This is a genomic window from Actinoplanes lutulentus (genome assembly GCF_003259845.1).
Classification (GTDB): domain Bacteria; phylum Actinomycetota; class Actinomycetes; order Mycobacteriales; family Micromonosporaceae; genus Actinoplanes; species Actinoplanes lutulentus.
Window position 1 is genome coordinate 83,674 of the sequence record NZ_QLMJ01000010.1, and the last position, 25,395, is coordinate 109,068.

Here is a 25,395-nt window from a genome sequence, read left to right on the forward strand (position 1 = left end):
TCTTGTCCGTGCAAAGCTGGCACGGCCGCAGAAATGAGGAGGCGCGTATGACGTCCGAGGGGCACCACGCCGGTCAGCCGGCCGAGGCCACGTCGGGCGGACCCGCTTCGGACGGTTACCCGTCCGACGCCGAGGGTCAGCGAGTGGCCGGCCGGGCATCAGCCCCGGTGACGCCGGCCGAGGGTTTCCCGACCTCATACGGACCTCCACCGCAAGCCACTCCGAACGGCGGCTCGCCGTTCGTGGTCCCGCCGGTCTCCACGTTCGGCGCGGGCCCCAAGCCGGCCGGCACTCCGTACGGCTCGGCCCGCGTGCCGCAGCCGGAGTCCGAGGAGCTGCCCCGGCGCGACGCTTCCCCGTACGGTTCGGTGACGCCCGGCGCAGCCGGTTCCGCCGCGCCCTATGGGTCGTACGGTTCCGCTGGTTCTGTTCCCGCGGCTTCTTCGGTTGAGGGTGGAGCTCTTCCTCAGCGTGGCGCTGCGCAGGCCGGTCCGGGGCAGGCTGATCCCGCTCTTGGGCAGCCTGGTCCTGGTCTCGGGCAGTCTGGTCTTGGGCAGCCTGGTCCTGGGCAGGCTGGTTGGGCCCCGCAGAACCCGTCGCCGCCGCCCGGTCTGAACACTCCGCCCGGATTGCCCGGCCTGCCCACCCGCACGCCGGGTGCCTCAGTGCCCGTCGGTGACGACTCCGGTGGCACCAGTTTCTCCGCTTTCGGTGACCAGCCGGTGCGCGTACCCGGCGCCAGCCTCACCGACCTACCCGACGCTTCCGGTCCGAGCGGCTTCACCGCCGGCCCCGCGCAGAACAGCTGGATGCAGAACAACGCCCGCAACGCCGAACCCACCGACGCGAACCGGGCGGCGACCACGTTCCCGGCCCGCCGAGGCGAAGGCGGCGGTTTCCCGCTGCGCGCCCCCGCAGGCCCCGAGGGCGGCCCCGCGGCCGACCTGCCCACCCGCAACGGCGGCCAGCAGTTCGGCAACACCGGCCAGCCCTTCGGCAACGACCCGCAGCCCTTCGGCTCGGCGGCCCCCGCTTCGGGCGCGCCCCAGCCGTTCGGTTCCGCAGCACCCGCTTCGCCGTTCGGTTCCGGAGCACCCGCCTCGCCGTTCGGTTCCGCAGGTCAGCCCGAGGGCGGCGCCCAGCCGTTCGGTTCCGCAGCGCCGTCGTCCGGTGTGCCGCAGCCCAGCGCCCAGCCGTTCGGCACCGGCTCCGACGGCCGGCCGTCTTACGGCTCGCCGCAGCAGGCCCCTGAGGGCCAGCCCTTCGGCTCCGCACCGCAGTCCGGCCCCGGTTTCGGTGGCCCGGCGCAGCCGAGTTCGCCGTTCGGTGGCCCGGCTCAGTCCGGCTCTGACCAGCAGCCTTTCGGTTCGCCGTTCGGTGGTTCGGCTCAGTCCGGCTCTGACCAGCAGCCTTTCGGTTCGCCGTTCGGTGGTTCGGCTCAGTCCGGCTCTGACCAGCAGCCTTTCGGTTCGCCGTTCGGTGGTTCGGCTCAGTCCGGCTCTGACCAGCAGCCTTTCGGTTCGCCGTTCGGTGGTTCGGCTCAGTCCGGTGCCGAGCAGCAGCCGTTTGGCTCGGCGCCGCAGTCCGGGCCTGGGTTCGGCTCCGCTGACCCCTCGGACGCACCCGCTGAGCGCGACTCCGAGCCGACCGGTGGTTCCGGCTACCCGCAGCGTGTTCCCGGTGCCTCGCTCTCCAGCGGTGGGGCGCCGATTCCCGCGCCCACGTCCGGCAGTGCCGTGCCGCAGCCGCGCGACCCGGGCGAACGTCCGGTGGTCGGCTCGGCCCGCCCGGTCACGGCCAGCGCTTCGGTGCCCGGCTCCCGCGTCGACGCCGCCGAACTCCCGCCGCCCGCACCCGCACCGCAGGCCCGGGTCTACGGCCGTCCCGCCTCGGCACCCCCCGCCGAACCGGAATCCGACGACGACAACCGCTCCGACGAACCGTCGGGTGGCTTCCCGCCCGCCCCGTTCTCCCCGGCCGCGCCGCAGCGCACGGAGTCGTCCTTCGCCCCGGAGCGCACGGACACCCCGTTCGCCCCGCAGCGAACCGAAGCCCCGTTCCAGCAGGACCGCGGCGCCCAGGAATACGGCACCCCGGACCGCAGCGCGCAGGAATACGGCGCTCCGGATCGCGGTGCTCAGGAGTACGGCTCCCCGGACCGTAGCGGCCAGGAGTACGGCTCGTCGGACCGCGGTGCGCAGGAATACGGCTCGTCGGATCGCGACGGTGCGTCGTTCGGGGCGCAGCGTGCTGACTCTCCGTTCGCCCCGCAGCGGGCCGACCAGGACGAACAGTCCGGTGGTTTCCAGCAGCGTGGCGCCGAGGACCGGTTCACCCCGCCCGGTGGCTACCCGCCGGCCGGCCAGCACAACAGCGGTGGCCCCGGCTTCCCGGGCGCCGCACCCCGTACCGATGAAGAGCCCAGCGGCGGCTTCGCATCCGCCCCGCTGCCTCAGCGGGGTTACCCGCAGCAGCCCGCCCCGGAGGACAACGGCCACTTCGGCCAGCGTCCCGGCGAAGGCCCTGGTGCGGCCAACCCGTTCGGCCCGCGCCCCGGCGAGGCACCCGACGCCGCCAACCCGTTCGGCGCACGTCCCGGTGACGCCCCTGAGGCGAACCCGTTCGGCCCGCGTCCCGGGGAAGCACCCGCCGCGGGAAACCCGTTCGGCGCACGTCCCGGTGACGCCCCTGAGGCGAACCCGTTCGGGCCCCGCCCCGGCGACGCTCCCGAGGCGGCCGACCCGTTCGGCCCGCGGCCCGGTGACAACTCGCGGCCCGGTGACAACCCGCGTCCGGGCGACGGCCAGCAGAGCAACACCTACGGTCAGCGCGCCGAGGAGAACACCGACGGCGAGCCGAGCGGTGGCTTCGGCGGCGTCCCGTTCCAGCAGCGTGAGGGCGGCTTCGGCACCGGCGACGCCGGTGTGAACCCGCAGTCGCCGGCTCGGGCCTCGGCCCGCGCCTCGGCGAGCGCGCGGGTCGCCCCGCCGGAAGCGCCCGGCAGTGGCGTGCCGTACCCGGACTCCGGCAGCGTGCCGTTCCCGGGTTCGGGCGGCTCGCCGTACTCGATGCCCGGCTCACCGCAGTTCCCGTCGTCCGGCGGTCCTGCCTTCGGCAACCCGGGTTCTCCGGTTCCCGGCCCGCCGTACAACGAGTTCACCAGCAACCAGAACGGCCCGGACCAGTTCAACGAGCACACCACGGACATGTCCGGCCGGGGCAACTCGCCGTACGTCCCGGCGCCCGCTCTGCCGCCGATGCCCGGCGAGGCCGCTCCCGGCGTCTACCCGGGTAGCCCGGCGGCCCGTGCCACGGTCACCCCGCCCGGCCCGGAGGACACCACGAGCTGGCCCGGTCCCGAGGGCGACCAGAGCCGGTTCGAGCAGTTCAAGTCGGACGAGCCCGCGGCCGCCCCGGCTCCGGTGAAGGTGAACGTGCGTACCGTGCCGGTCACCCTGGCCGTGGTGCTCGGCGCCGCGCTGCTCCTCGGCATCGTTTTCGGCCTGGTCTCGCTGATCGCCGGCGACGACGAGTTCAGCGTGGCCCAGGGTGAGTGCGTGACCCGCACCGCCGACAACGCCCCGGTGAAAGCGGACTGCTCGACGGCCGGCGCGTTCGAGGTCGTGTCGATCGCCACCGCCAAGGAGCAGTGCGCCGACCAGGCTCAGCCCTACATCGTCGTACCCAAGGATGGCGGCGACCAGGTGCTGTGCCTGAAGCCAAAGGCGTAAGGCTGAAAGCCTGATTGATCCACGGCACAGGCCGCGGTCCCGCCGCTGGGCGGGACCGCGGGCCTGAGGCACGATGGGCGGCATGAACTTTCGTGTGCGTGCGCCCGAACTCAAGGGCCGCGGCTGGCTGAACACCGGCGGCAAGGACCTCACCCTCGCCGACCTCCGGGGCAAGATCCTGATCCTGGATTTCTGGACGTTCTGCTGCATCAACTGCCTGCACGTGCTGGACGAGTTGCGGCCGCTGGAGGAGAAGTACGGCGACGCCATCGTGGTGATCGGCGTGCACTCGCCGAAGTTCGAGCACGAGCGTGACCCGGTGGCGCTGGCCGCCGCCGTGGAGCGGTACGGCGTTCATCACCCGGTCGTCGACGACGGCGACATGCACCTCTGGCAGCAGTACGCGGCGAAGGCCTGGCCCACCCTGGCAGTGGTCGACCCGACCGGTTACCTGGTCGCCTCGATGGCCGGTGAGGGTCACGCCGAGGGCCTGTCCCGGCTGATCGACGAGCTGATCACCAAGCACGAGGCGGACGGCACCCTGCACCGCGGCGACGGTCCGTACGTTGCGCCGCCCGCCCCGGACAGCCTGTTCCGTTTCCCGGGCAAGGCGATCGAGCTGCCGAACGGGAACCTGCTGGTCTCGGACTCGGCCCGGCATTCGATCGTCGAGCTGGCCGCCGATGGCGAGACCCTGGTCCGCCGGTTCGGCAGCGAGAGCCGCAACGATCCGTTCAGCGAGCCGCAGGGCCTGGTCCTGCTGCCGGCCGAGGTCAGCGAGATCGCCGGTTACGACGTGGTCGTCGCCGACACCGTGAACCACCAGCTCCGCGCGATCAACACCGCGACCGGCGAGATCACCCTGGTGGCCGGCTCCGGCAGGCCGTGGCGTTCCACCGTGGACAACCACCCGCACGACGCGCTCGCCGCCGACCTCTCCTCACCGTGGGACCTGGCCTGGTACGACGACAAGGTCATCATCGCGATGGCCGGGATCCACCAGCTCTGGTGGTTCGACCCGATCAAGCGCACGGTCGGCGTCTACGCCGGCACGACCGTGGAGGCGCTGCGCGACGGCCCGCTTCCGGACGTCTGGATGGCTCAGCCGTCCGGCCTGTCGGTCAGCCATGACGGCAAGCGGCTCTGGATCGCGGACAGCGAGACCTCGGCGCTACGGTTCGTCGAGGAGAGCGCGCTGCACACCGCGGTCGGCCAAGGACTGTTCGATTTCGGTCACGTGGACGGCCCGGCTGCCGAGGCGTTGTTGCAGCACCCGCTCGGGGTGGCCGCGCTTGCCGACGGTTCCGTCCTGATCGCGGACACCTACAACGGCGCGGTTCGCCGATTCGACCCGGCGACCGGCCAGGTCTCCACCGTCGACTCGGGCCTCGCCGAGCCGAGCGACGTGCTGGTGACCAGCAACAACGATGTTCTCGTCGTCGAGTCGGCCGCGCACCGGCTGACCCGCCTCGCCCCCGGCGTGGTGACGAAGGTCAACGGCGAGCGGCACAGGACCGAGCGCCCGCCGTCGCACCTGGCACCGGGCGAGGTCACCCTCGACGTGATCTTCACGCCGGCTCCGGGCCAGAAACTGGACAGCCAGTTCGGCTCGCCGCTGCGACTCACGGTGTCCGCGTCCCCGGCCGAGCTGCTGCTCGACGGCGACGGCGTCACCACCGACCTGTCCCGGAAACTGGTGCTCAACCCGGACGTACCTAAGGGTGTGCTCCAGGTGGTGGCCCAGGCCGCGACGTGTGATGTGGACGCCGAGTACGGCGCCTGCCACCTGACCCGCCAGGACTGGGGCGTCCCGATCGTGATCGACCCGGCCGCACCCTCCCGCCTCCCCCTGATCCTGCGAGGCATGGACGAGCGCTAGGCGAACGCGCGTACCGAAAGGTGGCTGTCGAGGCCGGCTCGGACCGCTCGGGCCAGCTCGACGGCGCCCGGGGTGTCGCCGTGCACGCAGATCGAGCGAACCGGGAGTGCCACCACGGTCCCGTCGGCGGCGACCACCTCGCTGCTGACCGCCATCCGTACGGCCCGGTCGACCACGTCGGCCGGCTCGTGCACCAGCGCGTCCGGTGCCGATCGGGGCACCAGCCGGCCGTCGGGCAGGTATCCGCGGTCGGCGAAGCCCTCGCCGACGACGGTGAGCCCGGCCTCGGCAGCGGCCACGGCCAGCACCGATCCGGGCTGGCAGAGCACCGGCAGCGCCGAGTCCCAGGCGAGCACCGCGTCGACCACGGCGCCGGCCTGCAGGGGGTCGACGGCGGCGGTGTTGTAGAGCGCCCCGTGCGGTTTCAGATAGCGCACATGATTGCCGGCCGCCCGGCAGAACGCTGCGAGCGCGCCGATTTGGTACAGGATGTCGTCGCGCAGTTCGGTCCGTGCGTAGTCGATTCGGCGGCGACCGAATCCGGCCAGATCGCGGTAACCGACCTGCGCGCCGACGGCGACGTTCTTGTCGGCGGCCGTCCGGCACACCCGATGCATCGTGGCCGGGTCGCCGGCGTGGAAGCCGCACGCCACGTTTGCCGAGGTCACCACGTCGAGCAGGGCGTCGTCGTCGCCGAGTCGCCAGGCGCCGAAGCCTTCGCCGAGGTCGGCGTTGAGATCAATCGAGGTCACGAAAACGTACCGTAGTCCCCCGGCCGGACCGGCAGTGTTCCATCTGTTCGACGTTCGTGCACCCGATCGGTAGCGCGAAGGTGCCCGCACGTCGTACTTTCATGGAGAAATCACCAGGGATAGCTCGTCGTATCCGGCATCACTACCCGCTAGTAACCTACGGTGCCGTAACCTGGAGCGCGTGACGACCTCAGCCCCGTTCCGGATGAAGCCTGCCGACCTCGGCAAGCCGCGACTGCGCGGCCGGTTGCATCAGTACGCGTTCTTCGTCGCCCTGGTCTGCGGCATCGTGCTCTGCTCGATCGCACTCACCCGACCGGGGATCGGCCCGTTCATCAGCTGCTTGATCTACAGCATCACGGTCTGCGGCCTCTTCGGCACCAGCGCGCTGTACCACCGGAGGGTCTGGAGCGAACGCGGCTACCAGATCATGCGGCGGATGGATCACTCGATGATCTTCATCTTCATCGCCGGCACGTACACGCCGTTCTGCGTGCTGCTCCTGAACGACACCAAGGCCACCTGGATGCTCAGCCTGGTCTGGATAGGCGCCCTGGGTGGCGTCGCCCTCAAGGTGATCTGGCCGCACGTGCCGCGCTGGGTGGGCGCTCCGCTGTACGTGGCGCTCGGCTGGGTCGCGGTCGCCATCATCCCGGACGTCCTGCACGTCAGCGTGACCTGCCTGGTCCTGATGATCGTCGGCGGCGCGATCTACACGATCGGCGCGGTCTTCTACGCGCTGCGCCGGCCCAACCCGTGGCCGACCGTCTTCGGCCATCACGAGTTCTTCCACGCCTGCACGCTGGTCGCGGCCATCTGCCATCACATCGCGATCTATTTCGCGCTATACGCGTAAAAGCCCGGGTCCAGTTCGGACCCGGGCTTTCTAGCTAGATCAGGAGTAGGCCGGGGGCGGCGGCGGGGGAACATCGTCGTTGCGACGGACCTCGCGGTACTCGCTGGTGTAACCGGCGCCGGCGACCGGCTGCTGCGTCCGGGTCACCACCGTGCGACGGCGGCTGCTCCAGAACCAGAGAGTGATGATCAGGCCGGCCAGGCCCGCCACCATCAGAATCCAGCCGATCACGTTGATGTCCAGGCCACTGATGTCCGCCTCCACGGCGAACGCCAGGATCGCGCCCAGAGCCAACAGGAAAATGCTTGCGCCGATGCCCATCTGACCCTCCTCGGGTGGTGTCCGCCCGGCCGGGCCCTCAGCGCTCGACCGTGATGAATGCGTCGATCGACCGTTTACCCGCCCGCTTGAAATTCCAATCAGGCAAGCTGTTCCCATGACCTTGCGAACGCTCATCCTGTTGCGCCACTCCAAGGCCGAGACGCCCGGCGACCTCGTCGACTTCGACCGTTCGCTCACTGAGCGGGGTGAGTCCGACGCGGACGCGGCTGGTGCGTGGCTCGCGGACGCGCGGCTGCACCCTGATTTTGTGCTCTGCTCACCGGCCCGGCGCACCCGGCAGACCTGGCAGACGGCTGCGATCGCGATGGCACAGGGCGAGAACGGGCAGGTTTCACCCGAGGTCATCTACGACGAGGGTTTGTACCTCGGTGGGCGTACCGAAGTCTTTGATCTTCTTCGTCGGGTTCCGGAGACCGTGCGGACGGTTCTGCTGGTCGGGCACAATCCGACGGTGTCCGAAGTGTCCGCGCTGCTGCTGCCGGACGACCAGTTCACCGGCACGGTTGTCGAAATGAAGACCTCCGGCCTCGCCGTGCACAGCGGCGAGAAGCCGTGGTCGGAGACCCAGCCCGGGGCGATGCGCCTGGCACGCCAGCACACCGCCCGGGGCTGAGAACCAACTACTTGCGGTACCAGGTACGGATCGACGTGTAGGTGACGTTGCCGAGCTTGTCGTAAGCGCGTACCCGTACCTTCATGGTCTTTTTCTGGTTTTTGGTGTTGACACTGAGGACATAGCCGGATTTGACATCTTTGGCGACGACCTTGCCGTTGATGATCAGCTCGACCCGCGCGATGCCGGACGTGTCGGTGGCCGCGACGTAGACCTTGACCGTGCCCTTGACCTTGGCCTTGTTCTTCGGGGCCTTGGTGATCTTCACGGTCGGCGCCTTGTTATCGGCGATCACCGTGCGGGTGTAGGTCCGGGAGTTGCCGAGCTTGTCGGTCAGCTTCCAGGTCAGCTTGACGTTTCCGCTGGCCTTGCCGGTCGCGACCGTCCGCGAGGTGCCCGTGCCGAGGTACTTGCCGTTCGCCCACAGCTCGGTCTTGGCGACCCCGCTCACGTCCTTCGCTCCGCTGAGCGAGCTGGTGAAGGTGCCACGGACCTTGGCGTTGGCGGCCGGGCTGATCGACGTCACGGTCGGGCCTTCGTTGTCCGCCACGACGGTCCGGGTGAACCGGGTGATGTTGCCGGACGAGTCGGCCGCCTCGACCACGAGCTGGCCGCGGTTGGGCGCGACGCTCGCCGTCCAGTCGCCGGAGACCTTCTTCATCGCCACGCCGTTGACCGTGGCGGAGGCGACGTCCGCCGCACCGCGGAACACCACCTTGGCCACGCCCCGGATGTGAGCGTTGGCTACCGGGGAGACGATGCTGCCCGCCGGACCGACCGTGTCGACCTTGACGACCGTGGTGGCCTCGTCGGTCTTGCCCGCGAAGTCGGTCACCCGGAACGACACCGCGAGGTCGCCGGAGAAGCCGGCCGGCGGCGTGAACCGCAGTTTCTCCCACGGGTTCCGGATGGTCGTCGTCTTGCCGGCGACCGTCATCTCGACGAGCGCGAAACCGTAGTCGTCGGTGACCGCCGGCTGCACGTCGATCGGCTTCGCGATCAGCTGGCCGGCGGTGAGGCCGGTCGCGGTGATCTCCGGGTCGGCAATGTCGTTGCCGGCCACCTGGTGAACGGCCTTGCCGGCGTTCAGAACCGGAAGCCGCTCCGGGGGTGGAGGTGGTCCCGACGATCGCCTCGCGCACCTCGTCGGCGGTCGCTCCGGGTTTCGACGAGAGGGCCAGCGCGGCGGTGCCGGCCACCACGGCGGTGGCGCCCTCCACACCGTTGAGGTACGTCTTGTCGCCCTTGTGGTTCGTCGCCGGCGCGCCCTCGGCCGCGGCGACGTCGATCCAGCGATCCCACCCGGACTCGTAGTTGCTACGTCCGGTGGTCCGGCCGGCCGTGTCGACGGCGCTGACCGCCAGCACCGGCTCGATGGCCGCCGGGTAGGCGGGCGAGCCGTTGTACGCGTACTTGCCGGCTGACGCGACGAAAAGCACGTCCTTGTTCAGCGCGTACTGGACCGCCTCGGCGATCAGCTGGCGGTTCGACGAGATCGAGGCAGACGTCGTGATGACCTGGGCACCGTTGTCGGCGGCCCAGACGATGCCGGCCGCGAGCGCCGCGGAGAATCCGAGGACCGAGCCCCCGTTCTGGTGAGCGATCTTCACCGGCATGATCCGGCAGCTGGGGCAGATACCCGAGTCGCCGGCGATGATGCCGGCCGTCATCGTCCCGTACCCGTCTTTGTCCGAGCTGTCTGTGCCCATGTCCGGGTATTCGGGAAGCATGACGAACGGCAGCCTCGTGGCGTCGACACCGGGGACCAACCGGCTCGGCGGCAGATCACTGTTCGGCGTGACACCGGTGTCCAGGACCGCCACGGTCACCGGCTCGCTCCCGGATTTGCCCCGCGGCAACTGCACGGTCTGCAGCTCACGGCCGGTCAGCGGCGCCTGTTCCGAGGTGTGCAAGTCGAGAATCAGCTCGGGCTGCACGTACCGGAAGTGCTCCGGCACTGCTGCGTCCAGCTTGTTCCTGAGCGCGTATTAGTCATCGTATTCAAGGCCGGCACGGACGGCGTTCAGTCCGGGAATCCACTCGGTACCCCCGTGGAGCGTGAAGCCCAGGCTCTTGAGGAGTTTGTCCGGTTCAGCGCCCGGGTTGAGGCCGATGGTGAAAGGCAGCGCCGACAACGCCGCGGCCGCCGGCGTGGACACTGTGGTAATCGCGCCGGCCACTAGGACGGCAGCAAGACCTAACGAAATCGCACGCAATGATTGGCCCCCGTAGCCATAGACATCAGCGTTCGATCATATAGATGTATGTCATCGGCGCCAGGTACGGGTCGTCGTGTACGTGACGTTGCCGAGCTTGTCGTATGCGCGTACCCGTACCTTCATGGTCTTTTTCTGGTTTTTGGTGTTGACACTGAGGAAATAGCCGGACTTGACGTCCTTGGCCACGACCTTGCCGTTGATGATCAGCTCGACTCGCGCGATGCCGGAGCTGTCGGTGGCTTTGACGTAGACCTTGACCGTGCCCTTGACCTTGGCCTTGTTCTTCGGAGCCTTGGTGATCTTTACGGTCGGCGCCTTGTTGTCGGCGACCACGGTCCGCGTGTAGGTGCGGGAGTTGCCGAGCTCGTCGAAGAGCTTCCAGGTCAGCTTGACCGCGCCGTTCTTCTTGCCGGTCTTGACCTTGCCGGAGTACGGCGCTTTCTGATCCATGCCGATGTACTTGCCGTCCGCCCAGAGCTCGGTCCACGCCACCCGGGAGAGGTCCTTCACTCCGGTCAGCGTGGTGGTGAAAGTGCCGCGGACCCGGGTGTTCTGCTTCGGGTTGACCGTGCCCGTCGGGCCGGTGTTGTCCGCGATCACGTTCCACGAGCGGCTGGTCGAGTTCCCCAGCTCGTCGCTCACCTTCCAGGTCAGCTTGAGGTTTCCGGAGTACGTGCCGGGGCGCACCAGGACGGAGAAACCGGCCTGGTTGTAAGGCGGCTCCGGATTGTCCGAGCCGTAGTACTTGCCGTTCACCCAGAGCTCCGCCTTGACCACCGGGCCGTCGTCGTAGACCTTGCTCGCCCAGGCACGGAAGTCGCCCCGGATCCGCTCACCGGCGGCGGGGGAGAACGGAGCGTCGAACCCGGGACCGTCGTCGTCGACCAGGATGTAGCTGCGGAACGCGGCAGCGTTCCCCTCCTCGTCGTACGCGACACCGAAGAAGCCCCGCGTCGTCGCGGTGACCGGCACGGTCGCGGACCAGTCCAGGGTGCCCGGCACCTTACTCATGACGACGTCGTTGACCGACGCGGAGACGACGTCAGCCGAACCGCGGACGACCACCGTGATCGGGCCGCTGCGGACCCGCTTGTACCAATCCGGTGAGACGACCTCGGCGGTCGGCACGGCCGTAACGGCATCGATTTTCGTCCGCGAAGTCTCCGCGGCGGCCGCCGGAGCGGCGAACGCTCCGGCGAGCAGGCTGGTGACAAGAGCAAAAGTCAGAACGCGCACCGATGGCCCCCGTTGCCATGTGTCCACACAAGATTGACTCGGGAGCATATCGAAGATCATTTCTGATACCAAGTGGCGAAAAGTTCCGGGGAACAACGAAGGCCGGCGGACGCCATTGTCCGCCGGCCTTCGTCTTTTTCAGGAGAGTGGGAAAAGCTTGTGCACCGCGAGGATCAGAAAGCGTCCTCGGGCAGATCCATCACATCGAGGTTCGTGTTCTCGATGATGCGACGGTCGGAGCCGATCCGGGGCAGGATCTCGCGGACGAAGAAGCGAGCCGCCGCCACCTTGCCGGTGTAGAACGACTTGTCCGCCTCGGACAGTTCGGTGTTCAGCGCGTTCAGCGCCACCTCGGCCTGGCGCAGCAGCAGCCACGCGAGGACAACGTCACCGAGTGCCAGCAGGATCCGGCGCGAGCTCAGGCCGATCTTGTAGAGCTCGCGAGCCTCGCCGCCCTGTACTTCCTGGAGCCAGCCCAGCGTGATGCCCAGGATCTGCTGCATCTCGCCGAGCGCCTTGCCGAGGGCCAGCCGCTCGTCCTTGAGCTGACCGTTGCCGGCCTCGCTCTCGACGAAGCCCTGGATCTCCGCGGCGATGGTGCCGAGCGCCCGGCCGTTGTCCTTGACGATCTTGCGGAAGATCAGGTCGAGGCTCTGGATCGCGGTCGTGCCCTCGTACAGGGTGTCGATCTTCGCGTCCCGGACGTACTGCTCCAGCGGGTAGTCCTGCAGGAAGCCGGAACCACCGAAGGTCTGCAGCGACTCGTGACCGAGCAGTTCGTACGCCCGCTCGGAGCCGACGCCCTTGACCAGCGGGAGCAGGAAGTCGTTGATCTTGTTCGCGATCTTCGCGGCCTTCTCGTCGCCGGCCGCGGTCGCGATGGCAACCTTGTCCTGCCAGGTCGCGGTGTAGATGACCAGGGCACGCAGACCCTCGGCGTACGACTTCTGCAGCAGCAGCGAGCGGCGTACGTCCGGGTGGTGGGTGATGGTGACGCGCGGCGCGGCCTTGTCGGTGTTCTGCACCAGGTCGGCGCCCTGTACGCGATTCTTCGCGTACTCCAGCGCGTTCAGGTAACCGGTCGACAGGGTGGCGATGGCCTTCGTGCCGACCATCATCCGGGCGTTCTCGATGATCATGAACATCTGCCGGATGCCCTGGTGCACCTCGCCGAGCAGCCAGCCCTTGGCCGGGGTGCCGTGCTCACCGAAGGTCATCTCGCACGTGTTGGAGACCTTGAGGCCCATCTTGTGCTCGACGTTCGTGGCGTAGACGCCGTTGCGCTCGCCCAGCTCGCCGGTCTCCGCGTCGAAGTGGTACTTCGGCACGATGAACAGCGACAGGCCCTTGGTGCCGGGGCCACCCTCGCCCTCGACGCCCACCGGGCGGGCGAGAACGTAGTGGATGATGTTGTCGGTGAGGTCGTGCTCACCCGAGGTGATGAAGCGCTTCACGCCCTCGATGTGCCACGAGCCGTCGGCCTGCGGGATGGCCTTGGCCCGGCCGGCGCCGACGTCCGAACCGGCGTCCGGCTCGGTCAGCACCATCGTCGAGCCCCACTGCTTCTCCACGAAGAGCTTGGCCCACTGCTTCTGCTCCTCGGTGCCCTCGGTCCACGCGACGTTGGCGAAGGACGGGCCGGACGAGTACATCCAGATCGGGGCGTTCGCACCGAGGATCTGCTCGGCGACGGCCCACACGAGACTGCGGGGCGCGGGCGTGCCACCGAGACCGGTCGGCAGGTCCAGCCGCCAGAACTCGGACGCCATGAACGTCTCGTACGACTTCTTGAACGACTCCGGCAGCGGCGCGGTGTTCGTCGCCGGGTCGAAGACCGGCGGGTTGCGATCCGCGTCGGTGTAACTGGCAGCGAGGTCCTCCCGGGCCAGCCGGTCCACCTCGGCGAGCACGTCGCGGGCGCTCTCCAGGTCGAATTCGTCGAACGGCGCCTGGCCGAGCGACTTTTCCGCTCCGAAGACCTCGAACAGGTTGAACTGGAGGTCCCGAAGGTTGCTCTTGTAGTGCGTCATCGTGCTTGGCCCCGCTCTCCTGGACGCGAGTTACCCGTCAGTAACCCCACTGTATTACCCATCGGTAGCCAGCGACAACCCGGGCAGGGTTTCGGGTCAGACCCACCGGGTAGGGGAGCCTGTCCGCCGGTTCGTGGGACAAACGTCGCCGATCGGGTGGCTTACCTGACCACCGTTCGGCCATTTGCGGACTTCGACCCTCAGAACCACGTATCGCTCGCCGATGAGGTTCGTTTCTCCGGATAGACAGCGAAGAACGTTTCGCCGACACCCAGGGGGACGCGATGTTCGCCACGATCAAGAACCTGATCCCGGAGCCGCGCCAGGCCAGCCAGCCCCGCAATTACGTCGGACGGCATCGCCAGCCCGAGACGGCCCCACCAGCTCCGGCGCCGACCTCCCCGGCAGCGCCGGAGCCTGACGAGACCACGGCGGCCTAAGAGCCGGCTTTAAAAGAGCGGCCTAGGAGCCTGCGGCTCCGACTTCCCAACTCGGCACCGACACGGCAGCGTCGCCGTCCGGGCCCACATATTCCAGAAGAACCAGGGCGATGTCGTCCTCGAGCCGGCCGTAGACCCAGTCGACGAGCGCGGTTTCCAGCGACGCCAGGCCGTCCCCGACCGTGCCGTGCCCGAGCAGACGCCAGGCCCGGTCCGCAGTCGGGAAGAACTCGCCCTCGCGGCGAGCTTCGCCGAGCCCGTCCGTGAAGAGCAGCAACCGGTCGCCGGGCTCCAGCCGCTCGACCCGTGCCTTGACCTCGGGCATGAAACCGAGCGGCGGCGCCGGTGCCGGGGGCTCCAGTGGAATGACCTGGCCCCGGCGCAGCAGCAACGGCGCCGGATGTCCACAGTTCACGATGGTCAGGGTGCCGCCGCGCTCCTCGACGAGCGCGGCGGTCACGAAGTCCTCGTCGCCGACGCTCCGGGCCACCGCCCGGTCCAGGTCCGCAACGATCGACTTGAGATCGGGCCGTTCGTACGCGACATGCCGGTACGAGCCCAGCACGATGCTCGCCAGGCGAACCGCGTCCAAACCCTTGCCCCGGACGTCACCGATGATGATCCGGACCCCGTACGGCGTGTTCAGCGCTTCGTACAGGTCTCCGCCGATGTCCGCCGCAGCGGTGGCCGAGATGTAACGCCCAGCGACCGAGAGCGCTCCCACTTGTGGGCCGATCGGGCGCAGCACCGCTTGCTGGGCCACCGAGGCGAGCCGCAGCAACTCGGCGATCCGATCCGCCTGGCGCTCCCGGATGGTGGCGCCGGCCGCCGCGACACCGGTCGCGAGCATGATCCCCATCAGGTTGACCACACTGGCCATGCCCTGGCCGCCGGACGCGCCCACGAAGATCGCGCCGACCACCGTGGCCACCACGCCGACACCGAGCACGAACTGCCACGCCGCGAAGACAGCGGCGAGGAACGGCACCGCCGCCAGCAGGCCCACGAACTCGGCGGAATCAGGGTCGGTGAGCTCCACGGCGGACACGACAGCGAGCATCACAATGGCCGCGCCGAGCCCGGCGCGGTTCCCTGGACTCATCGGGCGTCGGCCCGGCAGCAAAGTAGGCATGGTTCCGCCGAACAGCATGCCCGATCGACGTGTCCTCAGGCATCATCTTGACCCCTAGGCTGAGGCGGTTCTGTCCACCCGTCAGTACCGGCGTCATTCGGTCGGTCCAGGAAGAACCGGTCCTCGGTGACAGGATGTTGGTGTGAGCACCGATCTGCGTGATCTTCTGCGTTCCGAGTTTCGCTGGACCAACCCCGGCCCGAACAGCGAATATTTCGTCAGCGACCGCTCCGGCTGGTGGCGTGAACCGAGAATTTTGGACGGTCTCGGTCCAGCACTCGCTGATCTCTTCCGGTCAGACCGTCCCACCGTTGTGGTCTCGCCAGAAGTCACCGGATTTATGCTCGGCCCGCTCGTGGCGCGCGCCCTCGGAGTCGGTTTCGTCGAGGCGTACCGCGCCGGAGCCCGCCGGCCGATCGCCGAGCCGATGATCTGGACCGAGGTCCCGGCCGACCACCGCGGCGACGTCCAGCACCTGGGCGTGCGCGAGTGGCTGATCTCCCCCGCCGACCGAGTCCTGATCGTCGACGACTGGGCCTCGACCGGCGCACAGGCCCGTGGCCTGCGAAATCTTGTCGGCGATCGCTATGTGGGCACCGCTGTGATCGTCGATGAATGCCCGCCCGCGGTCACCGCCGAGCTGATCATCCGAAGCCTGCTGTCCGGGTCCGACCTGGACCCGTGATCCAGGCCGCGAGGCCTCTCATCCTTCCTCGCGGCCCTTTGGGTACGCCCTAAGCGCTGGGCCGTACCCGCTGATACCCGGCGAGCGCGCCACGCGTCGGGTGCCAGCCCGTAGCGGTGTAGACAGCCAGCCCACGCTGCACGTACGGGTCCTCGGCGATCAGCGCCTCGGCCTCGGCCTGGGTGTCGACGTCGAGCAGGATGATGCCGCCGGCAGCGGGGTCCTGGCGCCCGGCGGTGACCGAGAACCCGCCCTTCTCCAGTCCGTCGACGAAGGCCAGGTGATCCTCGCGGGCGGCGTCCACCTCAGCGAGCGGCTTCAGGTACTTCGAAATCATCAGATACACGCCGCTCATCGTAGATCCGCGTCTGGCCCGATCGGGTGATGGATGGATCAGCCGCTGAGCGAAATGCCCGGGATATCCGCACGGTGACGATTTGCGGTGACTGAACCTACCGTTGCGGGTGTGCAGATCCAGATCACCGCGGCCCCCGACCCGGTCCTGATCGCGGCCGCCGTCCGGCGTGGCCTGCGCCGGCCCGTGTTCCTGGCCCGCTCCGCCGGCTGGGCCGGGCTGCTCGCCGCGGCGTTCGTGCTGGTGACCACCGGCAGCCTCAGCCCGGCGCTGCTCACGATCGGCGCGGTTCTGGCCGTCGGCGTACCGCTGATCATGCTCAACCGCACCGCCCGCCAGGCCATGCGCGGCGGCCGGCCCACCACGTACGAGATCAGCGGGGGCGGCATCGCCAGCGCTGACGACCAGAGCCGTCATTCGTACGCATGGCCCGCCATCCGTTCGGTCGACGAGCTCCCCGGCCAGCTGGTGTTCGGCCTGGCCGACGGCCGGCTCATGCCGGTGCCGACAATGGGCCTCACCACCGACCAGGTCGATCAGATCCTGGCCATGGCCGCAGCCCAAGGCCTCGCCGTCAGGCAGTTGGCCAGGTCTTGAAGTTCATTGCCGATCGGCTCGCCGTCGGCCCGCGCTGCCCCTGGTACCGCGACCCGTAGACCGACGACCCATAGGGGTGCTCCGCCGGGCTGGACAGCCGGAAGATGCAGAGCTGGCCGATCTTCATCCCCGGCCACAGCTTGATCGGCAGGTTCGCCACATTGGAAAGCTCCAGCGTGACGTGCCCGGAGAACCCGGGGTCGATGAAACCGGCCGTCGAGTGCGTCAGCAGGCCGAGCCGCCCGAGGCTGCTCTTACCCTCCAGCCGAGCAGCAAGCTGCTGACCGAGGCTGATCACTTCCAGGGTGGACGCCAGCACGAACTCGCCCGGATGCAACACGAACGGCTGACCGTCGGCGACCTCCACCGACGCGGTCAGCTCGTCCTGCTGCTCGGCAGGGTCGATGTGCGTGTAGAGGTGGTTGTTGAACACCCGGAAGAAGCGGTCCAGCCGCACGTCGATGCTGGACGGCTGCATGAGCGACGGCTCGAAAGGCTCCAGCGAGAGATCCCCGGATTTGATCTCGGAGACCAGGTCACGGTCGGAGAGCAGCATCGCAACACCATACCGACCTGCCCATATCGGCGTGTTCACTGGATGACTCGAACACATGTTCGATAGACTGCTCCCATGGCAACCTGGTCCGATTTCGCCGCCGCCGAGCCGCTGCTCGCCGCCGGCATCCGTGCGCTCATGGAGCAGTACGGCCCCGGCATGGGATACCTCGCCACCGTGCGCCCCGACGGCGGCCCCCGGGTGCACCCCGTCTCGCCCGTCTTCACCGACGACGGCCTCTACTGCTTCATCGTCGACTCACCCAAGCGCCGCGACCTGGTGCGCGACGGTCGGTACGCCCTTCATGCGTACCCACCGGAGGACAACGACGACGAGGCCACCATCACCGGCCGCGCCATCGAGGTCACCGACCCGGCCGCGATCACCCACCTGGCCGGCACCCTCCACGCCTCACCCGACGTCGACTGGAGCCTCTTCGAGCTGACCATCGACACCGCCATGCTCCGCCACCACGGCCCAGCCGGCGCCCTACCCCTGGCAGCCACCCCGTTCGCACCAGCATTCGCCCAGACGTGGCAGGCCACCAGAAACTTACGCAGAACCCTGGCCGTCGCCAGCTGACAAGCCGGGGCGGTCCCGCCGTGCAGTCGGATAATCAGGTACAGTGGGGCCGCTTGCGGGTGTAGTTCAATGGCAGAACATCAGCTTCCCAAGCTGACAGTGCGGGTTCGATTCCCGTCACCCGCTCGGAGGCGGAGGCGTGTGTTCGCGGAAAGCGCGAACCGCGCCTCTTCGCATTTCTGCCTGGGGGCCGAGCCCCCAGACCCCCACGGTGACTTTTGGTCGCCCTTTGTGGGTGGTCATTCTCTTTCGTTGGTACGGCTTTTGATGTTGATCAAGGTTCCTGGCTGGCAGTAAGGTGCCTGGCACGCGTCCTCCCTGGTGGGTTTCCCGGTGGATTGGGTGGCGACTTTTTGTGGTTTTCACCCTTTGGGGGATTGGGTGGGCTTCGTGTCCTTCGTGGGCTTTGCCGGGCGTGCGGTTGTGTCTCTTGGCCTTGTGGTGGGGCTGGGGGTGGGGGTGGGGGTGTATTGCCCGGCTCCTTCGTCCGCTGCTGGGGTGGTGGCGGGGGAGGTGGTGGTTTCGGCTGCTGATCGGGCTGTGCCTCGGTTCACTTTGATTTTGAATGCCGGGGACAGCGGGTTTCTCTGGGTTCAAGAGGGTGACGACCGGCTGCTCTGGACCGGTTATGCGAATGGTGTGACCAGTGCGGTGGGGCAGAGGCTGGCGTCGCCGATTCGGTACGACATCGACTCGGGACGCTGGAGTGGCGGCATTTCGGGGCCGGGGTACGGCCGCGGCTCCGATGTCATCGCCATCCAGTCCGACGACGATCCACTGCGCATCAGCCTGCTCCGAGCGAATGTCGCGATCGGGGACGTCATGCTCCCCGCGGAGCACAACTATCTGGGAACCTACGGCGAGACCGTGGTCAGCCGGGCCGGCGAGTACGGGTCGACGGACACCTACCACCTGTGGCGGCTGACGAATGGCCTGGTCACCGAGGTGGTGGCGACCGGAATCCCCGCTGGGGCCGGCCTGATCACGATCGAGGATGGCGACGCGCGATCGATCATTCTTCGTTACGTGGATCCGCAAGGCACGAACGGCAACCAGCGGTGGGGAATCGTCGACCTGGCCGACGGGGAATTCACCCCGTTGCCCGATCGGATCGACGGCTCTGCCGCGTGGGAGGTCGAAGGATTCCGCCTCGGCGCGGACTCGATACTTCGGCTGCGTGGCGACAAGGTGGACGTGCTCGACCGTGCCGACACGACCGCCGTGCTGCACCAGGTCGTCTCGCCGGTCGGAATCGAGGCGGATTTCGGGATCACCGGATCGGCCGTGCTTGCCGTCGAGCCCATCTCTCCGGGCGACAACCAATATCGTGGGCAGGCCCTCTGGGCGATGACCGGGTCGCGCACCACCAAGATCATGGACCCTGCCGCCTTCCAGATCACGCCGGCACCCGACGGTTCCGTGCTGGTGGCGGGTGCGCAGGAAAGCGTCGCCGAGGGTGACCTGGACTGGGGCATCTACCGGATCTCCGAGGCCGGCGACGGCTCCATCGTCCGCACCCGAGTGATCGCGGTGGAACCAGCACCCGCCGACGTGTACGGACTGTCCCTCGGCAGCGGTGTCCTCACCACCGCCGACAACAGCACGATCTACGAGGGCTCCGCGATCATCGGCTCGTACCGCAGCGCCTGGATCAGCAGCGGAACAGCGCCCCGTGTCACCCGATCCACGGTTGACGGTCTGGTCCTTGCGCACCAGGACGAGGAACCGTCCTGTCCCGTGGACAAGTCCCGCTGCATTCACATGTTCGCCGACGGCGCCGGCCATCACGGTCGGGTGACGAGCGATGAGCACGGCAGCACGCTGCTGTATTCCAACGGCGCCCGAAGCAACGACGGTCCCGCCGTCCCCATCGGCAGCACCCGGGCCGAACTGGCCGATCTGTCGGGGCGTTACGGAATTGTCGAGGACGGAGCGCAGTACCTCGTCGACTTCCATGACGGAGCCATCCTCAAGAGGCGCGAGCATGTCGCTGCGGCGATCTGGGGTTCGACCTTGTGGAGCAGCACCGCTCCGGCCAACTTCGCATCGGAGAGCGCCGGCCTCACCGGCGTCATCCAAGCCACCCGGCTGCCCGACGGCGCCGTCCTCGAGAGCTTCGCGACACGCAACGGCTGTATTCCTTCCGAGCTGCAGGCCGTCGGACGGTGGGTGTACTGGGTCTGCAAGCACTTCCTGGGCGGCATCGTCGGGGCCGGCATCTACGACCGAGCCACCAAGCGCACGGTCACCGCTCCGGCCGACGAAGTGCTGCTCGGCGACGGCTATCTGGTCGAACAGGTCACCAACACCGGGCTCCGGCTCATCGACCTGCACAATGGGCTTCCGGCCAGTGGTTCGTACGCCGACCTGCCCAGCCGGGTTTTGGCGAGCGCGGCACAGCTCGGCTTCTGGGCGATGGAGGACGATCAGGACGCGCAGCGGACCAACTGGACCGTTGACCGGTTCGGCGGTGGGGTCGCCTACGTCGATACCCAGCAGCGAGTGCACATCGTGCCCACGGGAACTCCGGCGGCGGATCTCGCGGTCATCGACGCCGAGGTCGGCGCCAAGGCCGTGAACTGGACCGGCTCCTGGTGGCTGTCGAAGCCGGCCTCGTCCTGGCAGCTGACGATCCGGAGCACAACCGGGGCGATTCTGCGCACGATCAACGGCTCGACCGCTCACGGCCTGATCGAGGCCACCTGGGACGGCAAGGATCCGGCCGGCCGAGCGGTCGCCGACAACGCCTTCACCTGGACACTCACCGCCACCCCGGCCGACGGCCGGGGCGCTGCCCTCGCCGTCGGCAACGCGCTGATCGCGACGAAGGCGCCCGCCATCAGCGGAACCCTCGCTGTCGGCTCCACGGTCAAGGCCAGCACCGGCACCTGGCTCCCGGCGCCGGCGTCGTACGCCTATCAATGGTCGGCCAACGGGGTCGCGATCAGCGGCGCGACCGGTTCCGCGTACCCAATCCCCGCCGCCATGCTGGGGAAACGCCTGACCGTGACCGTCACCGCCAAGCGTGCCGGACATCTGTCCGGAGTGGCGACGTCCGCTGCCTCGGCCGCGGTCGTGGCCGGATCGGCGCCGAAAGCCTCGAAGGCCCCCACGATCAGCGGAACCGTCGCCGTCGGCTCCACGGTCACCGCCAGCACCGGCACCTGGTCCCCGACGGCGGCCTCGTACGCCTACCAGTGGTCGGCCAACGGGGTCGCAATCAAGGGCGCGACCGGTTCGGCGTACCCAATCCCCGCCGCCATGCTGGGGAAACGCCTGACCGTGACCGTCACTGCAAAGCGCGCCGGGCATGTGAGCGGGGTGGCGAAGTCCGCGGCCTCGGCCGCGGTGGCCAAGGGCAAGGCGCCGAAGGCGACGAAGAAGCCGAAGATCACCGGCACCGCGAAGGTCGGCAAGAAGGTGAAGGCGTCGGCCGGCACCTGGTCACCGAAGGCGACCGCCTATCAGTACGAGTGGCGCCTGAACGGAAAGCTGATCAAGGGCGCGACCGGGGCGACCCTGAAGCTGAAGTCCTCGATGCGGGGCAAGAAGCTCACGGTCACCGTGATCGCCAAACGCCCCGGCCACACCAACGGCCGAGCCACCAGCCCCTCCGTCAAGGTCCGCTGACGAGCCCCCGCTCGCCCATGTCCTGGGCGAGCTGCGCCAGCTCGTCGGCGGCGGTGCGGCGGCGTAGGTCGTCTCGGTACTTGTAGGCCAGGATCGAGCCGGCCAGGACGCGGCGGTGGGTGCCGACCTTCCGGAACTCGATCTCGCCTGCTTCCAGCAGCCCGATCAGGTACGGACGTGACACTTTGAGAAGGTCCGCGGCCTGCTGGGTGGTCAGCTCGGCGTGCTCTGGCACCACCGAGACGCTGTGGCCGTTCGCCATGTGCGCCAGGATCCGCGCGAGCCGCCGTTGGTCAGGTGGTGATGTTCAGGAAGACGTTGTCGATGGCGCCGGCGAACTGGTCGTTGCCCGGGGCCGCGCCCTTCCCGCCCACTCTCAGCGGCTCGGCGTTGGCGATCGACAGGAGCGGTGGGATCGGGACCCAGGCTCTCAGCACGCCGTCGACGAACATGATCAGGCGGTTCGGGGTGCGGCGGCATTCCAGGGAGTGCCAGGTGCCGTCGGCCACGTCCATCGTCGGTTCGGCTCGGTAGATTCGGGCTCGCTGGCCGGCGATCACGCAGCTCGGGTGGCCCTGCCGGTGGTCGACCTGCAGCTTGAACTGGCTCACCCCGCCGACTGAGTACCCCTTCTGCAGCACGTTGGCGCCGTCGGCCAGGTCCGCGTGGGTCATCAGGACGGACGCGCCGTATCGGAGCGCCCGGCGGCCCGGGTTCAGGGTGTCGTCGCGTACGCCTTCCAGGATCGCCCGGGGGCAGTCGCGTTCCCGGGCCAGCGTGCACCGGTCCGGGTAGTCGACAGCGAGGCCACCACCCTGGGGTACGAGCCGAAGCCGGCCGCCGTTCTGGCCGAGAGGCCGTAGTTCGTACCGTCCACGGAGGTCAGCGATGGGTCTGCCCACGCCGTCGTCGAAGTCGTATCGGAGGCTCACCGGGCCGCCGGCGACCCTGACCTGGCCGGGAGTGGATCGTGCGGAGGCGGACCCGGCGTTATCCAGGACACCCGCTGAAGGCTTCAGGAAACCCGCTGAAGGCTCCAGGACACCCGCCGCGGGCGGCGCGGCAGCCGGGCTGCTGGCCTGGGCTGGGAGATGATTGATCAACAGGAGGGCGCAGCTGAGAACGAGTGTGGCTGACAGGGCGCCGAGCGGATAAGCGCGCCGTCTTTTGTGAAGCATGGGGGTTATTGTCCGGATTATCCGGGCGAGAGCCGTATGAAACTCCGCGTGTGAGCGATTGCACCCTTACGCGTTCCGTCGAACAACCGAGGCGGAACCCACCAAAGAGGTCAGCGGATCTTTGCGGCCGCTCCGGCCGGCTCGCCGACTACCGCGTGCAGGACGTCGTCCAAAGTGATCACTCCGAGCGGCCGGCGCCCGTCGCTGACCAGCACGATGTGCAGCCGGTCGCGCCGCATCGTCAGCAGCAGATCAGCGAGGCTGCGCTCCGGGGCGACGACCGCGAGAGGCCGGATCACCTCGGCGGGGATCGGGAGACGGCGCTGCGTTGCCGCGTACCCAATGATGTCCTTGACGTGCACGAAGCCCAGCACCCGGCGGGTGTCGCGCTGGACCACCGGGAAGCGTGAGCGACCGCTGCGGGTTGCCACCGCCTCGAGGGTGGCCGGTGAGACGTCCGCGGCGACCGTCGTGACCCGCGACCAGGGCAGCAGAGTGTCGGCGGCGGTCCGGCTGTTGAGGCCGAGTGCGGCGTGGATGCGGGCGTACTGTTCCGAGCCGAGCAGGCCCTCGCTGCGCGCCTGGGTGACCATGCCGGCCAGCTCCTCGGCGGTGAAGACCGTCTTGACCGCGTCGGTGGTCTCGATCCCCCAGATCTTGAGGATCAGGCGGGAGGCCCAGCGCATCGCGTTGAGCAGCGGCTTCGTGGCGATGCAGAACGCCAGCATGAACGGGCCGAGGATGAGCGCCGAGCGTTCCGGTCCGGCCAGGGTGATGTTCTTCGGCACCATCTCGCCGATCACCGTGTGCAGGAACGTCACGATCACCAGGGCGAAGACGAAAGCGACCGGGTGTACGACGTTCTCCGGCAGGCCGATCGCGCCGAACGGGCCCTCCAGCAGGTGCGCGACGGTCGGCTCGGCGAGCGCGCCGAGGACCAGGGTGCAGATGGTGATGCCGAGCTGCGCGCCGGCGATCATCAGCGGGATCTGGCTCATCGCCGACAACGCCCAGCGTGCGGCCTTGGAGGTCTCGGCGAGCGGTTCCAGCGCGGTACGCCGAGACGCGATCAAAGCAAACTCGCCACCGACAAAAAGACCGTTTCCGATCAGCAGGACGGCGACGAACAACAGCTCAGTCATCGGCCGGCTCCGGCGGGGCGACGACGCGCACCTGTTCGATGCGGTGCCGGTCGACCTCCATCACGGTGAATTCCCACCCGTGTTCCTCCAGGGACTCACCAACGACCGGGATGTGACCGAGCCGGGCCAGCAGGAAGCCGGCCAGGGTCTCGTACGGCCCCTCGGGCAGCTTGAACCGGGTCTGCTCCAGCACCTCGTCCTCGCGGAGCAGGCCGTCGACGAGGAACGTCTTCTCGCCGCCGGGCGCGGTCAGCTCCTGGTTGGCGGTCTCGTCGAGCTCGATGTCGTACTCGTCGGCGATCTCACCGACCAGCTCCTCGATCAGGTCCTCGACGGTGACGACGCCGTCGGTGCCGCCGTACTCGTCGACCACGATCGCCAGGTCGGCGTCCGCGGCTCGCAGAGCGGCGAGGACCTTGTCGAGGCTGAGGCTCTCCGGCACGAAGACCGGCTCCTTCGCCAGGGTGGAGACCTTGGTTGCGGCGCGGCGCTCGGGCAGCACGCCGAGCGCCTCGTTCACGCCGACCACTCCGGTCACCACGTCCAGCGTGTCCTCGTACACCGGAAAGCGGGTGTGCCCGGTCTGCTGGGCCACCGTGATCAGGTCGGCGACGCTGGCCGTGGTCTTGAGGCCGACCACGTCGACGCGCGGGGTCATCGCCTTGGCCGCGCGTTTCTCACCGAACCGGATCGTGCGGCGCAGCAGCGTCGCGGTCTCGGCGGGCAGCGCGCCGGCCCGGGCGCTGATCGCGGCGAGCAGGCCGAGTTCCTCCGGGGAGCGTGCGCTCGCCAGCTCCTCCTGCGGCTCGATGCCGAGGCGGCGGACCAGCCAGTTCGCCGTGCCGTTGAGCGCGGCGATCAGCCACTTGAGCATCGTCGAGAAGCCGTGCAGGGGTGCGGAGGTGAGCAGCGCGATCCGCATCGGGCGGGCCAGCGCCGCGTTCTTCGGCACCAGCTCACCGAAGAGCATCGAGAGCAGTGTCGCGACGACCAGCGCGCAGACGTGCGTGATCGTGTCGGTCGCCGACCCGGCCAGCGGCTTCACCAGGGGCGTGAGGAGCTCGGCGAACGCCGGCTCGGCCAGGTAACCGGTGAGCAGGGCGGTCAGCGTGATGCCGAGCTGAGCGCCGGAGAGCTGGAACGAGAGCCCGTGCAGAGCGTTCCGGACGGTACGCGCCCGGCGATCCCCGGACATGGCGCGTTGCTCGATCTCCGCCCGGTCGACAGTGACCAGACCGAATTCGGCGGCCACGAAGAACGCGTTGCCCGCCGTCAGCAGCGCGAACGCCACCAGCGGGAGCACCGCGGTCAGGAGCAGGCCGTCCATGATCGCTTCACCTCGGGCATCATTCTGCCGGATACGGGCCATCCGGGACCAACCGTGGCGGTGACAAGGGCCACTGGGTCAAACGGAAAACGGCCGCTCACGAGGGTGAGCGG

At 68.7% G+C, this 25,395-nt stretch carries 22 protein-coding genes, 1 tRNA gene and 1 pseudogene; 10 read left to right on the plus strand and 14 right to left on the minus strand.

Going from position 1 to position 25,395, the window contains the following annotated elements; genetic code table 11:
* Window positions 1-47: 47 nt before the first annotated feature.
* The gene (locus B0I29_RS21785; RefSeq protein WP_146616853.1) at window positions 48-3,731 is read left to right on the plus strand and encodes an LppU/SCO3897 family protein; all 3,684 of its coding nucleotides are present in this window, start codon (window positions 48-50) and stop codon (window positions 3,729-3,731) included.
* A gap of 82 nt (window positions 3,732-3,813) precedes the next feature.
* Window positions 3,814-5,610, plus strand: a complete 1,797-nt coding sequence (locus tag B0I29_RS21790) for an NHL domain-containing thioredoxin family protein (RefSeq protein WP_111650891.1) — start codon at window positions 3,814-3,816, stop codon at window positions 5,608-5,610.
* Here the strand turns inward: B0I29_RS21790 and B0I29_RS21795 are convergent.
* Entirely contained in the window at window positions 5,607-6,353 is a 747-nt protein-coding gene (locus B0I29_RS21795) for a LamB/YcsF family protein (RefSeq protein ID WP_111651069.1), read from the minus strand. The genes B0I29_RS21790 and B0I29_RS21795 overlap by 4 nt on opposite strands.
* A 190-nt stretch (window positions 6,354-6,543) precedes the next feature.
* On the opposite strand from B0I29_RS21795, the gene trhA reads away from it, so the two are divergent.
* Complete coding sequence (trhA, locus tag B0I29_RS21800; RefSeq protein WP_111650892.1) at window positions 6,544-7,218, plus strand: PAQR family membrane homeostasis protein TrhA; 675 nt, start codon at window positions 6,544-6,546, stop codon at window positions 7,216-7,218.
* 39 nt (window positions 7,219-7,257) lie between these two features.
* Here trhA and B0I29_RS21805 read toward each other — a convergent pair whose 3' ends face one another.
* Window positions 7,258-7,539 (minus strand): DUF6458 family protein, encoded by a 282-nt coding sequence (locus B0I29_RS21805; protein WP_111650893.1) that lies wholly within the window; start codon window positions 7,537-7,539, stop codon window positions 7,258-7,260.
* 115 nt (window positions 7,540-7,654) lie between these two features.
* On the opposite strand from B0I29_RS21805, the gene B0I29_RS21810 reads away from it, so the two are divergent.
* Window positions 7,655-8,173: a SixA phosphatase family protein gene (locus B0I29_RS21810; protein WP_111650894.1), complete on the plus strand. Its 519-nt coding sequence runs from the start codon at window positions 7,655-7,657 to the stop codon at window positions 8,171-8,173.
* A gap of 7 nt (window positions 8,174-8,180) precedes the next feature.
* Here B0I29_RS21810 and B0I29_RS45835 read toward each other — a convergent pair whose 3' ends face one another.
* The 5 genes and pseudogenes from B0I29_RS45835 to B0I29_RS21825 all read right to left on the minus strand — a co-directional run bounded on the left by B0I29_RS45835 (window position 8,181) and on the right by B0I29_RS21825 (window position 13,658).
* Window positions 8,181-9,236 carry an Ig-like domain-containing protein gene (locus tag B0I29_RS45835; protein WP_181557916.1) on the minus strand — a complete coding sequence of 352 codons (1,056 nt, stop codon included), beginning with the start codon at window positions 9,234-9,236 and terminating at the stop codon, window positions 8,181-8,183.
* 70 nt (window positions 9,237-9,306) lie between these two features.
* Window positions 9,307-10,131 (minus strand): annotated as a pseudogene (locus tag B0I29_RS47815) (S8 family serine peptidase); the annotation flags it as partial.
* 30 nt (window positions 10,132-10,161) lie between these two features.
* Window positions 10,162-10,332, minus strand: coding sequence for a hypothetical protein (locus B0I29_RS45845; protein WP_181557917.1), 171 nt, complete (start codon window positions 10,330-10,332; stop codon window positions 10,162-10,164).
* 108 nt (window positions 10,333-10,440) lie between these two features.
* Entirely contained in the window at window positions 10,441-11,628 is a 1,188-nt protein-coding gene (locus B0I29_RS21820) for an Ig-like domain-containing protein (protein ID WP_111650895.1), read from the minus strand.
* Between the two features lie 173 nt (window positions 11,629-11,801).
* On the minus strand, window positions 11,802-13,658 hold the full coding sequence (locus B0I29_RS21825; RefSeq protein WP_111650896.1) for an acyl-CoA dehydrogenase: 1,857 nt from the start codon (window positions 13,656-13,658) through the stop codon (window positions 11,802-11,804).
* 284 nt (window positions 13,659-13,942) lie between these two features.
* Here B0I29_RS21825 and B0I29_RS45850 point away from each other — a divergent pair, with 284 nt between their 5' ends.
* Window positions 13,943-14,098: a hypothetical protein gene (locus B0I29_RS45850; protein WP_181557918.1), complete on the plus strand. Its 156-nt coding sequence runs from the start codon at window positions 13,943-13,945 to the stop codon at window positions 14,096-14,098.
* 22 nt (window positions 14,099-14,120) lie between these two features.
* Here B0I29_RS45850 and B0I29_RS21830 read toward each other — a convergent pair whose 3' ends face one another.
* Window positions 14,121-15,248 (minus strand): PP2C family protein-serine/threonine phosphatase, encoded by a 1,128-nt coding sequence (locus tag B0I29_RS21830; RefSeq protein ID WP_111650897.1) that lies wholly within the window; start codon window positions 15,246-15,248, stop codon window positions 14,121-14,123.
* 124 nt (window positions 15,249-15,372) lie between these two features.
* Between B0I29_RS21830 and B0I29_RS21835 the strand changes: the two genes are divergently transcribed.
* Entirely contained in the window at window positions 15,373-15,915 is a 543-nt protein-coding gene (locus tag B0I29_RS21835; RefSeq protein WP_111650898.1) for a phosphoribosyltransferase, read from the plus strand.
* Between the two features lie 49 nt (window positions 15,916-15,964).
* On the opposite strand, the gene B0I29_RS21840 is transcribed toward B0I29_RS21835, so the two are convergent.
* Entirely contained in the window at window positions 15,965-16,270 is a 306-nt protein-coding gene (locus B0I29_RS21840) for a YciI family protein (protein WP_111650899.1), read from the minus strand.
* Between the two features lie 111 nt (window positions 16,271-16,381).
* Between B0I29_RS21840 and B0I29_RS21845 the strand changes: the two genes are divergently transcribed.
* Window positions 16,382-16,867, plus strand: a complete 486-nt coding sequence (locus B0I29_RS21845; protein ID WP_111650900.1) for a YcxB family protein — start codon at window positions 16,382-16,384, stop codon at window positions 16,865-16,867.
* On the opposite strand, the gene dcd is transcribed toward B0I29_RS21845, so the two are convergent.
* Entirely contained in the window at window positions 16,845-17,423 is a 579-nt protein-coding gene (gene dcd / locus B0I29_RS21850) for a dCTP deaminase (RefSeq protein WP_111650901.1), read from the minus strand. The genes B0I29_RS21845 and dcd overlap by 23 nt on opposite strands.
* A gap of 75 nt (window positions 17,424-17,498) precedes the next feature.
* Between dcd and B0I29_RS21855 the strand changes: the two genes are divergently transcribed.
* The 3 genes from B0I29_RS21855 to B0I29_RS21865 all read left to right on the plus strand — a co-directional run bounded on the left by B0I29_RS21855 (window position 17,499) and on the right by B0I29_RS21865 (window position 21,635).
* Complete coding sequence (locus tag B0I29_RS21855; RefSeq protein WP_111650902.1) at window positions 17,499-18,005, plus strand: pyridoxamine 5'-phosphate oxidase family protein; 507 nt, start codon at window positions 17,499-17,501, stop codon at window positions 18,003-18,005.
* A 55-nt stretch (window positions 18,006-18,060) separates the two neighbouring features.
* Window positions 18,061-18,131: transfer RNA gene (locus B0I29_RS21860), tRNA-Gly, on the plus strand.
* Between the two features lie 435 nt (window positions 18,132-18,566).
* Window positions 18,567-21,635 carry a FlgD immunoglobulin-like domain containing protein gene (locus B0I29_RS21865; RefSeq protein ID WP_111650903.1) on the plus strand — a complete coding sequence of 1,023 codons (3,069 nt, stop codon included), beginning with the start codon at window positions 18,567-18,569 and terminating at the stop codon, window positions 21,633-21,635.
* On the opposite strand, the gene B0I29_RS21870 is transcribed toward B0I29_RS21865, so the two are convergent.
* From B0I29_RS21870 to B0I29_RS21885, 4 genes are all read right to left on the minus strand, one after another.
* On the minus strand, window positions 21,622-21,897 hold the full coding sequence (locus B0I29_RS21870; RefSeq protein WP_111650904.1) for a helix-turn-helix domain-containing protein: 276 nt from the start codon (window positions 21,895-21,897) through the stop codon (window positions 21,622-21,624). The two genes, B0I29_RS21865 and B0I29_RS21870, sit on opposite strands and share 14 nt — an antisense overlap.
* A 31-nt stretch (window positions 21,898-21,928) precedes the next feature.
* On the minus strand, window positions 21,929-22,813 hold the full coding sequence (locus B0I29_RS21875) for a LamG-like jellyroll fold domain-containing protein (RefSeq protein WP_111650905.1): 885 nt from the start codon (window positions 22,811-22,813) through the stop codon (window positions 21,929-21,931).
* 110 nt (window positions 22,814-22,923) lie between these two features.
* Entirely contained in the window at window positions 22,924-23,955 is a 1,032-nt protein-coding gene (locus tag B0I29_RS21880) for a hemolysin family protein (RefSeq protein WP_111650906.1), read from the minus strand.
* Window positions 23,948-25,282: a hemolysin family protein gene (locus tag B0I29_RS21885; RefSeq protein WP_111650907.1), complete on the minus strand. Its 1,335-nt coding sequence runs from the start codon at window positions 25,280-25,282 to the stop codon at window positions 23,948-23,950. The genes B0I29_RS21880 and B0I29_RS21885 overlap by 8 nt, the downstream gene beginning before the upstream one ends.
* Window positions 25,283-25,395: the final 113 nt, after the last annotated feature.

Coding starts and splice junctions, on each gene's coding strand:
- B0I29_RS21785 (WP_146616853.1), top strand. CDS start 48: ATGACGTCCGAGGGGCACCACGCCGGTCAGCCGGCCGAGGCCACGTCG.
- B0I29_RS21790 (WP_111650891.1), top strand. CDS start 3,814: ATGAACTTTCGTGTGCGTGCGCCCGAACTCAAGGGCCGCGGCTGGCTG.
- B0I29_RS21805 (WP_111650893.1), bottom strand. CDS start 7,539: ATGGGCATCGGCGCAAGCATTTTCCTGTTGGCTCTGGGCGCGATCCTG.
- B0I29_RS21810 (WP_111650894.1), top strand. CDS start 7,655: ATGACCTTGCGAACGCTCATCCTGTTGCGCCACTCCAAGGCCGAGACG.
- B0I29_RS21825 (WP_111650896.1), bottom strand. CDS start 13,658: ATGACGCACTACAAGAGCAACCTTCGGGACCTCCAGTTCAACCTGTTC.
- B0I29_RS45850 (WP_181557918.1), top strand. CDS start 13,943: ATGTTCGCCACGATCAAGAACCTGATCCCGGAGCCGCGCCAGGCCAGC.
- B0I29_RS21830 (WP_111650897.1), bottom strand. CDS start 15,248: ATGCTGTTCGGCGGAACCATGCCTACTTTGCTGCCGGGCCGACGCCCG.
- B0I29_RS21840 (WP_111650899.1), bottom strand. CDS start 16,270: ATGAGCGGCGTGTATCTGATGATTTCGAAGTACCTGAAGCCGCTCGCT.
- dcd (WP_111650901.1), bottom strand. CDS start 17,423: ATGCTGCTCTCCGACCGTGACCTGGTCTCCGAGATCAAATCCGGGGAT.
- B0I29_RS21855 (WP_111650902.1), top strand. CDS start 17,499: ATGGCAACCTGGTCCGATTTCGCCGCCGCCGAGCCGCTGCTCGCCGCC.
- B0I29_RS21870 (WP_111650904.1), bottom strand. CDS start 21,897: ATGGCGAACGGCCACAGCGTCTCGGTGGTGCCAGAGCACGCCGAGCTG.
- B0I29_RS21875 (WP_111650905.1), bottom strand. CDS start 22,813: ATGCTTCACAAAAGACGGCGCGCTTATCCGCTCGGCGCCCTGTCAGCC.
- B0I29_RS21880 (WP_111650906.1), bottom strand. CDS start 23,955: ATGACTGAGCTGTTGTTCGTCGCCGTCCTGCTGATCGGAAACGGTCTT.
- B0I29_RS21885 (WP_111650907.1), bottom strand. CDS start 25,282: ATGGACGGCCTGCTCCTGACCGCGGTGCTCCCGCTGGTGGCGTTCGCG.